The sequence below is a fragment of the Massilia orientalis genome (genome assembly GCF_030411975.2).
GTDB classification, from domain to species: domain Bacteria; phylum Pseudomonadota; class Gammaproteobacteria; order Burkholderiales; family Burkholderiaceae_D; genus Telluria; species Telluria orientalis.
The window spans coordinates 203,150-216,444 of the sequence record NZ_JASNRB020000007.1; the positions used below are offsets into that span (position 1 = coordinate 203,150).

General features: G+C 64.4%; 6 protein-coding genes. 5 read left to right on the plus strand and 1 reads right to left on the minus strand.

The features are described from left to right. Positions 1-68: 68 nt before the first annotated feature. Positions 69-1,922 carry a glycoside hydrolase family 13 protein gene (locus QPK29_RS13150; protein ID WP_371769085.1) on the minus strand — a complete coding sequence of 618 codons (1,854 nt, stop codon included), beginning with the start codon at positions 1,920-1,922 and terminating at the stop codon, positions 69-71. 525 nt (positions 1,923-2,447) lie between these two features. Here QPK29_RS13150 and QPK29_RS13155 point away from each other — a divergent pair. The 5 genes from QPK29_RS13155 (at position 2,448) to QPK29_RS13175 (ending at position 13,285) form a co-directional block, all read left to right on the plus strand. After that, on the plus strand, positions 2,448-5,315 hold the full coding sequence (locus tag QPK29_RS13155) for a TonB-dependent receptor (RefSeq protein WP_056130526.1): 2,868 nt from the start codon (positions 2,448-2,450) through the stop codon (positions 5,313-5,315). A gap of 90 nt (positions 5,316-5,405) precedes the next feature. Beyond that, the gene (locus tag QPK29_RS13160) at positions 5,406-6,917 is read left to right on the plus strand and encodes a tryptophan halogenase family protein (RefSeq protein ID WP_371769086.1); all 1,512 of its coding nucleotides are present in this window, start codon (positions 5,406-5,408) and stop codon (positions 6,915-6,917) included. A 259-nt stretch (positions 6,918-7,176) separates the two neighbouring features. Then, complete coding sequence (locus QPK29_RS13165; RefSeq protein ID WP_371769087.1) at positions 7,177-9,837, plus strand: TonB-dependent receptor; 2,661 nt, start codon at positions 7,177-7,179, stop codon at positions 9,835-9,837. Positions 9,838-9,993: 156 nt separating this feature from the next. After that, complete coding sequence (locus QPK29_RS13170; protein ID WP_160409217.1) at positions 9,994-11,751, plus strand: DEAD/DEAH box helicase; 1,758 nt, start codon at positions 9,994-9,996, stop codon at positions 11,749-11,751. 199 nt (positions 11,752-11,950) lie between these two features. After that, positions 11,951-13,285, plus strand: a complete 1,335-nt coding sequence (locus tag QPK29_RS13175) for an MFS transporter (protein ID WP_056130541.1) — start codon at positions 11,951-11,953, stop codon at positions 13,283-13,285. Positions 13,286-13,295 lie beyond the last annotated feature (10 nt).

Consider the following 13,295-nt stretch of genomic DNA (forward strand, 5'->3'; position numbering starts at 1 on the left):
ATCCATGCTGACTGACTTCGGACGTTCAGTATGGGTCCCCGCCTCCGCGGGGACGACGGAGCGGTGGTTCAAAGTTCGAGGATGACGACTGACTTCGCCGGCAGCCGGATTTCCTTGTCCAGGTCGAAACGCCTGCCGGTCAGGACGTCGGTCCCGGCCGCGACCCCGGACAGCATCTCATGGAAGCGCCCGGCGGGCAGCACGGCTTCCTTCCCGTTCGCATTGAACGCGACCATGATCTTTTTCTTGTCGCTCAGTTCCCCGTCATAGCGGAAGTAGACCCACGTGTTGTTCTCCGGCCCGTACTGCATCAGCTTCCCGTCGTGCACGACGGCCGCGCCCTTGCGCCAGTTGACGAGCTTCTTCACGAACGCCTGCGCGTCGCGCTGGCGCGGCGTGAGGCCCGCGCCGGTGAAGGCGTCGACCTTGTCGCCGGCCCAGCCGCCGGGAAAGTCGCGGCGGTAGCTGCTGTCGTCGCGGCGGCCGACGGTGCTCGTCATCAGGATCTCGTCGCCCACGTAGAAATGCGGGATGCGCGGCATCGTCATGATGAACGCGAGGTCCATCTTCCAGCGCTCGACGTCTTCGCCGACGACGCTGTACAAACGCGCCATGTCGTGGTTCCCCTCGAACAGCACGAGATTCGATGCGTCCGGATAGAGATAGTCCAGCGACAGCATCTCGTACACGTCGTTGAAGGCGTTCTCGTTGCTCCTGTCCGCGAGGGCCGTGCGCATCGCCTCCGTCAGCGGGAAGTCCATCATGCCGGGCATCGAGGTCGGCGCGCGCTGCCAGTGCGCGACGACGGCCGGCAGCTTGCTCCATTCCTCGCCCACCATGTTCAGGCGCGGATACTCGGCCAGCACGCGCTGCGTGTATTGCGCGAGGAAGGCGCCGTCCGAATAGCCGAACGTGTCGATGCGCAGGCCGGACAGGCCCGCATACTCGATCCACCAGATGCTGTTCTGGATGAGATAGTTGGCGACGAACGGGTTGGTCTGGTTCATGTCGGGCATGCCGGGGCTGAACCAGCCCGTCGTGAAGTTGCTCGCGTCTTCCTTTGCCGCGTACGGATCCTGCACGGCCGTCCGGTGGTGCATCGTCGCGACGAAACGGCCGTCGTTGTGGTTGATCCAGTCCGGCGTCGGCAAGTCCTTCATCCACCAGTGATTCAGGCCGATGTGCGACAGCACGACGTCCTGGATCACGCCGATGCCATGCTTCTTCGCTTCGTTCGACAGGCGCACGTAATCCTCGTTGCTGCCGTAGCGCGGGTCGATCCGGTAGTGGTCCGTGGCCGCGTAGCCGTGGTAGGACGCGGCCGGCATGTCGTTCTCGACGAGGGGCGTGGGCCACAGCTGCGTGAAGCCCATGCCCGCGATGTAGTCGAGGTGGTCGATGATGCCCTGGATGTCGCCGCCGTGGCGGCCGTGGCCGAGCTTGCGGTCGAGTTTATCCGCGAGCGCGGGCACGCTGTCGTTGCGCGTGTCGCCGTTGGCGAAGCGGTCCGGCATCAGCTGGTAGATCGCGTCGCCCTTGCCGAAGCCCTTGCGCCCGGCCGAGCCGGATGCCCGCGCCAGCAGGGGGTAGATGTGGCGCGTCGGATGCGCGCCGCGGAAATCGATGGCGACGTCGCCCGGCTGCGCGTCCGGGGCGATGTCCAGGTCGATGAACAGGTAGTTGCGGTTGGCCACCCGCGTCACGGCCGCGATGCGCACGCCGGAGTAGGCGATGGCCGGTTCCAGGTCCGCGATGGCGGGGCCGTGCACCATCAATTGCAGGCGGCGGTCGTGCATGCCCGTCCACCAGAACGGCGGGTCCATGTGGTCGATGGGGGCCGGCGCGGATGCCGCGTGGACTCCGGCGCTCGTGAGGAAGAGGCTGCCGAGCAGCAGGGCGGCGAGGCGGGGCGAAATGCGCATGGTGGTCTCCGGAGCGTAGTCGAACTACAGCGATTTACCCGGATTGTTGTCTAAGGGTAATGCGCTTATTACATTATTGCTCGGAGAATACTACAGACACTTGAGCGCAGCAACGCAACCTATCCGCCGAATCTCTAGTTTTGCTACACGGTTTTCCGCGCGACGGGCAAGTCTGAACGTGGGCAAATCCCAACATTCCGTAAAACTACTACGCAAGTTTGCGCCAAAATGGTGCAAAACACTCCTAAGTTGGTGTGCGGAAATCGATTTGTAGCGTGACTACAATGTCTGCATGGTAATTTTGTAGCTCGAATACAACGAGAAAAGTCGTTTTTTAGGCAATTTGGCGTAAAACTCCTACATTCCCGTAATCGAAGGCAAGTCACGTTGACAGTGAATCTAGTTTTAATACAGAATCCTTGACAGAACGTACGTACTTATAAACGTTTGCTTTCTGGCTCCCGGAGCGGGCTCAAGCTGCCGTCGTCGGGAAAAACAATGAGATCTGATGATTTGAGGGGACAAATGAAGATTTTTAATGGCAAGCACGCGCGTAACATCAATGGCGCACTTGTGTTCAAGCTGAGCCCGGTTGCCGCCGGTTGCGCCGTGTTCCTGTCGGCGCTCGGCACCAACGTCTACGCCCAGGACGCCGCCGTCTCGCAAGCCGCCCAGGCGACGGACGCCAACGGCAACCCGGTCAGCACGGTGACCGTGACCGGTATCCGGCGCGGCATCGAGGCGGCCATCTCCATCAAGAAGAATTCCAACTCCATCGTCGAAGCGATCTCGGCGGAAGACATCGGCAAGCTGCCGGATGCCACCGTGGCCGAATCGATCTCGCGCCTGCCGGGCGTGACCGCGCAGCGCGACAAGTCGTCGGGCCGTGCTTCCGCGATCTCCGTCCGTGGCCTGTCGCCGGACTTCAACGGCACGCTGCTGAACGGCCGCGAGCAGGCGTCGGCGGGCGACAGCCGCGGCGTCAAGTTCGACCTGTACCCGGCCGAAATGCTGGGCACCATCACGATCTACAAATCGCCGGACGCCAGCCTGATGGGCCAGGGCATCGCCTCGACCATCGACCAGCGCACCGTGATGCCGCTGGACTTCGGCAAGCGCACCGTTGCCGTCGGCTACAAGGCCATGCGCTTCGGTGAGCACAACAACGGCCTGGGCACCGGTACCGGCTACCGCTCCACCCTGACCTACATCGACCAGTTCGCCAACCGCACGATTGGCGTGGCCCTGGGCGCCGTGAAGTTCAACGACACGGGCGCCGAGCAGTTCCAGGCCGACGGCTGGGGCGGCGGCGCGGGTTCGGCCACCTACAACGGCCAGGCCGTCAAGGTCCCGAACGGCTTCAAGACGGACGTCCAGCGCGACCCGCAGACCAACAAGGGCGTGATGGGCATCCTGCAGTTCCGCCCGAACAAGGACTTCGTCACCACCGTCGACCTGTTCCACTCGAAGAACACCGACAACACCAAGAAGACCGGCCTGGAAGGTTCCGTCTGCGGCAGCACCGGTTCGTACGACCCGAACGGCGTGCTGACCAACGCCACCATCGTCGACGGCGTGGCCACCTCGGGCACCTGCACGAACTTCAAGGGCGACGTCCGCAACCACATCGAAGCCGTCACCGACACGCTGAATTCGTGGGGCATCAACAGCCGCCTGCGCCGCGAAGGCTGGACCGTCACCGGCGACATCGCCGGTTCCAAGGTCACGCACGACTCGAACCGTTATGAAACGACGGCCGGCCAGCCGGGCAATGCGACGAACCTGTCCACCATCTCCTGGACCGGCTACAACGGCAAGGACAACCTGGCGCCGACCTACACGACGTCGCTGAACTACGCCGACCGCGGCCAGGTCGTCCTGACCGACCACGCCGGCTGGGGCGGCGGCCTGACCGGCAACCCGCAGGCCGGCTACGTCGCCGTGGGCACGACCACCGACGAGATCAAGTCGTACCGCCTGTCCGCCAAGCATGACATGGAGCTGGGTCCGCTGACGGCCGTCGAATTCGGCGTCAACCGCACCAACCGCAGCAAGGGCCGCGACCAGAACGAAGGCAACCTGGTCGTCGGTACCGGTCCGTACGGCTCGGCACCGGTGCCGGGTACGGACGTCATGGTGACGCCGCAGTCCGGCATCCCGGTCGTCGCGTGGAACCCGCTCGGTTCGCTCGGCACGGTCTACCAGCTGCTGCCGAAGGTCGACCAGCCGATCCAGACGGACAAGAACTGGGACGTGTCGGAGAAGGTCTCGACCGGGTACCTGATGGGTAACCTGGAAGGCGAGCTGTTCGGCCTGTCCTACCGCGGCAACATCGGCGCGCAGTACATCCACACGAACCAGAGCTCGACCGGTACCGTCGTCGACACGAGCAAGTGCGCCGGCGTCGCCGGCCAGGCTTGCCCGGCCTACGTCGTGCGGGGGCACCACTCGTACAACGACTTCCTGCCGAGCATGAACCTGGGCTTCGAGCTGCCGTACGACCAGATGTTACGTGTCGGCCTGGGCAAGACGCTGTCGCGCACCAAGATGAGCGACCTGCGTCCGGGCGGCGGCGTGAGCCTGAACACGTCGTTCCACGACGGCCCGATCCTGTCGGGCAGCGCCGGTAACCCGAACCTGGAACCGTTCCGTGCGAAGGCGCTGGACCTGTCGTGGGAAAAGTACTTCACCGTCAACGGTGCCAAGGGCTATGTCGCCGTCGCCGGCTTCTACAAGAAGCTCGACACCTACGTGCTGACCGTGCCGAAGACCGTCGATTTCGCGACGAGCGGCCTGCTGAGCGCCAAGACCCCGCTGCCGGCGTCGGGTCCGAATGCCGGTTCGACCGTCGGTATCCTGAACACCCCGGTCAATGGCACGGGCGGCAACATCAAGGGTATCGAGCTGACCGCGTCGCTGCCGTTCGCCATGTTGTCGAAGTACCTGAGCGGCTTCGGCGTCGAGGTCAACCACTCGAGCACACTGAGCTCGGTGAACCTGCTGACGACGGGCCTGACCGTGATCGACACCGGCGGCGTCGCGACGATCCCGCTGCCGGGCCTGTCGCGCCAGGTGACCAACCTGCGCCTGTACTACGAAGCGCATGGCTTCCGCGCGTCGATCGCCGCCAAGCACCGCAGCGACTTCCTGGGCGAGATCAGCGACTTCCAGGACAACAACCAGCTGACCTTCATCCGTGGCAACACGACGGTCGACGGCCAGCTGACGTACGAGTTCGGCGACAACACGATGCTGAAAGGCCTGTCGCTGACGGCCGCGGTGAACAACTGGACGAACTCGCCGTTCATCCGTTACGCCGCGAACCCGAGCGAGATCGCCGAGAAGATCACGTTCGGCCGTACGTACAGCCTGGGCGCGAGCTACAAGTTCTAATCCGTTATCCTGTCGACGTCGACAGTTAATTGGAACACCCCTGCCGGCCCTGGTCAGCAGGGGTGTTTTTTCATGATCGCGAGACCGAGCATGCAAGTACCTCATCTGAACACCATCGTCATCGTCGGCGGCGGCACCGCCGGCTGGATGACCGCTACCGCCCTGGCCACCGCGCTGCGCGGCCGCTACCGCATCCGCCTCGTCGAGTCCGACGAGATCGGCATCGTGGGCGTCGGCGAGGCCACCATCCCGATGATCCAGCGTTTCAATACCGTCGCCGGCATCGACGAAGCCGAGTTCCTGAAAGCCACCAACGGCACCTTCAAGCTCGGCGTCGAGTTCGTCAACTGGGGGCGCCTGGGCGACCGCTACACGCACGGCTTCGGGCGCCTGGGCCAGGACCTGTGGATGGTCGGCTTCGAGCAGTACTGGCACAAGATGCGCGCGCTGGGCCAGGCGCGCGACCTGGCCGATTACTCGATCACGCGCGCCGCCGCGCGCGCGAACAAGTTCATGCTGCCGCGCACGGACCTGGGCAATTCGCCGCTGGGCGAGATCACCTACGCCTACCACTTCGACGCCGGCCTGTATGCGCGCCACCTGCGCAAGCTGTCGGAAGCGCGCGGCGTGGAGCGCACCGAGGGAAAAATCGTGCGCGTGACGCAGCGCGAGCACGACGGCCACGTGGACGCCGTCGTGATGGAAAACGGCGAGCGCATCGAGGGCGACCTGTTCATCGACTGCTCGGGCTTCCGCGGCCTCCTGATCGAGCAGACCCTGGAGGCGGGCTACGAGGACTGGAGCCATTGGCTGCCGTGCGACCGCGCCCTGGCCGTGCCGTGCGAATCCGTGCCCGCGCTCACGCCGTACACGCGCGCGACCGCCCACAAGTCGGGCTGGCAGTGGCGCATCCCGCTGCAGAACCGCATCGGCAACGGCCACGTCTACTGCAGCCGCTACATCAGCGACGACGAGGCGGCGCACGTGCTGCTGTCCAACCTGGACGGCAAGCCGCTCGCGGACCCGCGCCCGATCCGCTTCACGACGGGCATGCGCAAGAAGGCGTGGGACAAGAACGTGGTGGCGATCGGCCTGTCGAGCGGTTTCCTGGAGCCGATCGAATCGACGAGCATCCACATGATCCAGGACTCGATCCAGCGCCTGCTGGACTACTTCCCGGACCAGGGCTTCAGCGCGACGGACGTCGAGGCGTTCAACCGCCTGTCGCGCTTCCACTACGAGCGCATCCGCGACTTCATCATCCTGCACTACCACGCGAACCAGCGCGACGACGCCGCGTTCTGGCAGGCGTGCGCGCACATGGAGATTCCAGCCACCCTGCGCGACAAGATCGACCTGTTCCGCACGCACGGCCGCCTGCGCCGCGTCGACAGCGAACTGTTCACGGAAGTCGGCTGGCTGCAGGTGCTCGTCGGGCAGAACATCCATCCGCAAGCGTATCACCCGCTGGTCGACGTGCAGTCGGAAGAGGGCATCCGGGACTACATGGAAGGCGTGGCGGACGTGATCCGGCAATGCGTCGATTTCATGCCCGATCATGCGGCGTTCATCGACGGATATTGCAAGGCACCGAAGATGTAAGCGTTTTCACCTCGAAATTTGTACCCGAACTACATTTATAAGAAGTATGTATTTACTAGGATTGCTTCTAAAATTCCCTTTCTGGGTGCGTTTTGTGGGTGAAAACCACAGTCTCTTCACTTAAATCTATGTCTCGTTGACACGCAATCTAGTTTTAATACAGAATCGGATCCGAACGTTCGAGCCCGTGGCCGGCGCACGCTTCGGCAAAAGGCTGACGTTCCTCTTATAAGCACATTTGATTCTGTCGAGGGGACATATGAAGATTTCGAAGGGCGGTCAGCCCGCATTCCAACTGAGCCCGGTCGCCGTGGGTTGCGCCGTGTTCCTGGCGCTCGCGGGCGCCCAGGCATCCGCGCAGACGCAGGCGGCCGACGGTGTCCAGGCGGCGCCGGTCAGCACCGTCACCGTCACCGGCATCCGCCGCAGTATCGAGGACGCGATCGCCGTCAAGCGCGATGCGACCAGCATCGTCGAGACCATCTCCGCCGAGGACATCGGCAAGCTGCCGGACATCAGCATCGCCGAATCGCTGGCGCGCCTGCCGGGCCTGTCGGCGCAGCGCGTCAACGGCCAGGCGCAGCAGATCAGCATCCGCGGCACGTCGGGCGACCTGTCGACCGCGCTGCTGAACGGCCGCGAGCAGGTCAGCACGAGCGCGAACCGCACGGTCGAGTACGACCAGTATCCGTCCGAGCTGATCAACGCCGTCACCGTGTATAAAACGTCGGACGCAGCGCTCGTCGGCCAAGGCCTGTCCGGTACGGTCAACCTGCAGACGATCAAGCCGCTGTCGCTGCGCGAGCGCGTCGTCACGCTGAACGTGCGCGGCGAGAAGAACAGCCAGGGCAAGCTCAGCACCGGCTCGAAGGACAAGGGCAGCCGCATCAGCGCGTCGTACGTGGACCAGTTCCTGGGCCGCACGCTGGGCGTGGCGGTCGGCTACGCACGCGCCGACAAGCCGAACGAGTCGAAGCAATTCGAGACCTGGGACTGGGTCGACAATACGTCGTCCGTGCCGGGCAAGACCGTCAAGGTTCCGAAAGGCATCAAGTCGCTGGCGCAGACCGGCAACCAGGTGCGCGACGGCCTGATGGGCGTCGTGGAATGGCACCCGATCCGCGAATTCACGTCGACGATCGACGCGTACCACTCGCGCTTCAAGCTCGATGAAGACCGCCGCGGCATGGAAGTGCAGCTGACCGACGACGGCAACGTCTCGTTCACGCCGGGCACCATCAACGGCAACGGCGTGATGACGGCCGGTACCGCCAACAACGTCAACCCGGTGGTGCGCAACAACCACTACCGCCAGAACGACACGCTGACGGCCTACGGCTGGAACAACAAGTACATCGCGGGCGACTGGACCTTCGTCGCGGACCTGAGCCACTCGCAGGCCGACCACAAGGAAGAACTCGACGAGATCAACACCGGCCTCGCGGCGCGCCAGACGATGACGTTCGACTACGCGAACGGCACCATCCCGAACATCGGCCTGACCGGCGTGTACGACAACCCGGCGCTGCTCGCCATCGGCGGCCAGTACGGCGACGGCTACGTCAACGCGCCGCACCTGAAGGACAAGCTGAACTCGTTCCGCCTCAGCGCCGAATACCGCTTCGACAGCAAGCTGTTCAACAGCGTCGAATTCGGCGTCAACGCGTCCAAGCGCGACAAGCAGAAGCAGCACCTCGAGACCGGCTTCACGAAGCTGGGCACGGGCGCCATCGCCGCCGGCGCCGTCAACGGCTCGCAGTCGCTGTACGCGCTGCCCGATACGCTGAGCTGGGATATCCCGGCCGTGCTGGCGCAGAACTTCGGTCCGTACACGCCGGCCGTGCTGGTGCCGTGGGGCGCGACCAAGAACTGGACCATCACCGAGAAGGTCCAGACCGCCTACGCCAAGCTGAACATCGACACCGAACTGATGTCGATGCCGCTGCGCGGCAACGTCGGCATCCAGGCCGTGCACACCGACCAGAGCTCGACCGCCAAGACGCTGCGCGCCTGGCCGTTCGCCGACCTGGTGCCGCTCACCGACGGCAAGAAGTACAACGACTATCTGCCGAGCATCAACCTGATCTGGAGCTTGCCGGAACAGCAGATCATCCGCTTCGGCGCCAACAAGACCCTGGCGCGTCCGCGCCTCGACGAGTTGAACGCATCGCGTGAAGTCGGCCTGACGCACCAGAGCACCGGTACGCCTTACGGCAACGGCGGCAACGCGCAGCTGGATCCGTGGCGTGCGAACGCGGTCGACCTGTCGTGGGAAAAATACTTCGGCAACAAGGGCTATGTGCAGGTGGCCGGCTTCTACAAAGACCTGAAGTCCTACATCTACACCGTCACCGAGCCGCGCGACTTCTCCGAGTACCAGCTGCAGGGCGCGACCAGCAACATCGGCACGATGACCCAGCCGAAGAACGGCAACGGCGGCAAGCTGCAAGGCCTGGAACTGGCCGCGTCGGTGCCGCTGGACATGTTCACCCCTGTGCTGTCGGGCTTCGGCATCACGGCCAACGCGGCGTTCACGACGAGCGAGATCTCGATCAAGAACCAGAGCTTCGGCGATATGAGCATCCCGCTGCCGGGCCTGTCGAAGCGCGTGTTCAACGTGACCGCCTACTATGAGAACGACGGCTTCTCGGCCCGCGTCGCGCAGCGCTACCGCAGCGACTACGTGGCCGAGATCGGCGGCGTCGGTGGCGCGACCGAACTGACGTTCACGAAGCCGGACCGCGTCGTCGACCTGCAGCTCGGCTACGACTTCAAGCAGGTCAAGGGCTTGTCTGTGCTGTTCCAGGTGAACAACCTGACCGACACGGCGTTCCAGACCTACTCGGGTTCGACGGACCGTCCGCGCGGCTACACGAAGTACGGCCGCCAGATGCTGTTCGGCTTTAACTACAAGCTGTAAGCGGCCGGGGCGCCCAGCCGCCGACGCAGTTTCCATGCCCCTAGCCGTTGTTGCGGCAAGGGGCATTTTTATTGTGAGCGGTGTCAAATAATCCTGAAGCCCGGCGTGCAAAGGAGTAAACTGTAGGATTGCCTACGATTTTTGAATATTATTTCCATGCAAGACACACAGCTCCAGACGTTCGCCGATCTCGATATCCCCGCCCCCATCCTCAAGGCATTGAAGGAGGTCGGCTACGAGACGCCGTCGCCGATCCAGGCGGCCACCATTCCGCTGCTGATGGAGGGGCGTGACGTGCTGGGGCAGGCGCAGACGGGCACCGGCAAGACGGCCGCCTTCGCGCTGCCCGTGCTGTCGCGCATCGACGTCAAGAATCCGGCCGTGCAGGCCCTCGTGCTCGCGCCCACGCGCGAACTCGCGATCCAGGTCGCCGAGGCCTTCCAGAGCTATGCCGCGCACCTGAAGAACTTCCATGTGCTGCCGATCTACGGCGGCCAGAGCTACGGCCCGCAGCTGTCGGCGCTGCGCCGCGGCGTGCAGGTCGTCGTCGGCACGCCCGGCCGCGTCATCGACCACCTCGACAAGGGCTCGCTCGACATCTCGCAGCTGAAGACCCTCGTGCTGGACGAGGCCGACGAAATGCTGCGCATGGGCTTCATCGACGACGTCGAACGCATCCTGCAGGAGACGCCGGAAGGGCGCCAGACGGCGCTGTTCTCGGCCACGATGCCGCAGCAGATCAAGCGCATCGCCAAGACCTACCTGAACGAACCGAGCGAGGTGACGGTCGCCGCCAAGACGACGACGGCCACCAACATCACGCAGCGCTACTGGCTCGTCGCGGGCCTGCAGAAGCTGGACGCCCTCACGCGCATCCTCGAAGCGGAGCCGTTCGACGGCATGATCGTCTTCGCGCGCACGAAGCTCGGCACCGAGGAACTGGCGAGCAAGCTGCAGGCGCGCGGGTTCGCGGCGGCCGCCATCAACGGCGACATGGCCCAGCAACAGCGCGAGCGCACGATCGAGCAGCTCAAGAACGGCAAGATCGACATCCTCGTCGCCACCGACGTTGCCGCGCGCGGCCTGGACGTGGAGCGCATCAGCCACGTGATCAACTACGACGTGCCGTCCGACCCGGAAAGCTACACGCACCGCATCGGCCGCACGGGCCGCGCCGGCCGTAGCGGCGACGCGATCCTGTTCATCACGCCGCGCGAGCGTGGCCTGCTGAAGGCGATCGAACGCGCCACGCGCCAGCCGGTGGCGCCGCTTACGCTGCCCACCATCAAGGCCGTCAACGAAGTGCGCATCACGAGGTTCAAGGAGCAGATCGGCGAGACGCTGGCCGCGGGCGGCCTGGATGTGTTCCGTTCCCTGATCGAGGACTTCGAACGCGAGCAGAACGTGCCCGCGATCGACATCGCGGCCGCGCTGGCCAAGCTGTATCGCGGCGACGAGCCGCTGCTGCTGGAAAAGCCGGACCGCGAGCCCAAGCCGGAATTCCGCGAGCGCGAGGAACGCCCGGCGCGCGCGGGCCGTGAAAGCTTCGGCGACGAGCGCCCGGCCCGTGCCGGCCGGGAAGGTGAAGGCCGACAAGGCTTCAAGAAGGAGCGCGTGATGCGCGCGCCGGAAGAGGGCATGGCCACGTACCGCATCGAAGTGGGCCACTTCCACGGCGTCAAGCCGGGCAACATCGTGGGCGCCATCGCCAACGAAGGCGGCGTGCCGTCGAAGGAAATCGGCCGTATCGAGATCTACGACGACTTCAGCACGCTCGACATGCCGGCCGGCCTGCCGCAGGACCTGCTCGACCACCTGAAAAAGGTGTGGGTGGCGGGCCAGCAGCTGGGCATTACGCGCGACGGCGAAGAACCGCCGGAGAAAAAGCCGGCGAAGCGCAAGTTCCGCAAGTAAGCACCGGGGTCAGAGCCCGATTTTTGGCAATTGCCCAAAAACGGGCTCTGACCCCGAAGTGTCGATCTGTTGTTTGACTACATTTTCTGTGGCTTCCCTTTAGATTCAGGGCTGTTATCGCATTGACACCCAGAAAACCCCATGTTACTTTGCTACATGTGGCAGCCTGGCGGGAGTCCAGGCGCGTTAGGGGACACAGATGGAAATGCAAACACATGCGCTCAAGCCGCGGCTGACGTTCTGGCAGCTGTGGAACATGAGCTTCGGCTTCTTCGGCATCCAGTTCGGCTTGGCGTTGCAGAACGTGAACACGAGCCGGATCTTCGCCACGCTCGGCACGTCGATGGACGACCTGGCCCTCGTCTGGCTCGCGGCGCCCGTCACGGGCCTGCTCGTGCAGCCGGTGATCGGTTACCTCAGCGATAACACGTGGCACCCGCGTTGGGGCCGCCGCCGTCCGTTCTTCTTCCTCGGCGCCGTGCTGGCCGCAACGGCCCTGTTCCTGATGCCGAATTCCGTCGCCGTCTGGATGGCCGTCGCCATGCTGTGGCTGATGGATGCCTCGATCAATATTTCGATGGAGCCGTTCCGCGCCTTCGTCGGCGACAAGCTCGACACGTCGCAGCAGACGGCCGGCTTCGCGATGCAGACCTTCCTCATCGGCTGCGGCGCCGTGATCGCGTCGCTGCTGCCGATCCTGTTCGCCGACGTCCTCGGCGTCTCCAACGTGCCCGTGAACGGCGCCGTGCCGGATTCGGTACGCTACTCGTTCTACGTCGGCGGCGCCGCGTTCCTGCTGGCCGTGACGTGGACCGTGTTCACGTCGACCGAACTGCCGCCGCCGGACCTCGACCGTTTCGAAGCCCAGCGCAAGCATTCGCGCAACTTCGGTGTCGCGCTGCGCGAGATCATGAGCGGCTTCGCGCACATGCCGAAGACGATGGTGCAGCTGGCGTTCGTCCAGTTCTTCTCGTGGATCGCGCTGTTCGCGCTGTGGATCTACACCGGTCCCGGGATCGCCGACAACGTCTACAACACGACGGATCCGCTGTCGCCGGGCTACCAGAACGCGGGCAACTGGGTCGGCGTGATGTTCGCCGTCTACAACGGCATGTCCGCCCTGGCTGCGTTCGTGCTGCCCGTGCTGGCGCGCCGCACGAGCCGCAAGGCGTGCCACGCCGTCTGCCTCGCGATCGGCGGCCTGTCGCTGGCCAGCGTGTTCTTCATCCACGACAAGCATCTGCTGCTGATCCCGATGCTGGGCGTGGGCGTGGCGTGGGCGAGCATCCTCACGATGCCGTATGCGATCCTGGTCGCCGCGCTGCCGCCGAACCGCATGGGCTATTACATGGGCCTGTTCAACTTCTTCATCGTGATTCCGCAGATCGTCAGCGGTCTCGTGCTCGGCTGGTTCACGAAGCATATGTTCGGCAACCACGCGGTACTTACGCTGGTGCTGGGCGGCGTGTCGATGGTCATCGCGGCCGTGCTGGCGCTGTTCGTCACCGACCGGGCGGAACGCGCCGCCCACTGATAGCGGCGCC

Excerpts from the sequence above, each read along its gene's own strand:
- QPK29_RS13150 (WP_371769085.1), bottom strand. The coding sequence starts at position 1,922 with ATGCGCATTTCGCCCCGCCTCGCCGCCCTGCTGCTCGGCAGCCTCTTC.
- QPK29_RS13155 (WP_056130526.1), top strand. The coding sequence starts at position 2,448 with ATGAAGATTTTTAATGGCAAGCACGCGCGTAACATCAATGGCGCACTT.
- QPK29_RS13160 (WP_371769086.1), top strand. The coding sequence starts at position 5,406 with ATGCAAGTACCTCATCTGAACACCATCGTCATCGTCGGCGGCGGCACC.
- QPK29_RS13165 (WP_371769087.1), top strand. The coding sequence starts at position 7,177 with ATGAAGATTTCGAAGGGCGGTCAGCCCGCATTCCAACTGAGCCCGGTC.
- QPK29_RS13170 (WP_160409217.1), top strand. The coding sequence starts at position 9,994 with ATGCAAGACACACAGCTCCAGACGTTCGCCGATCTCGATATCCCCGCC.
- QPK29_RS13175 (WP_056130541.1), top strand. The coding sequence starts at position 11,951 with ATGGAAATGCAAACACATGCGCTCAAGCCGCGGCTGACGTTCTGGCAG.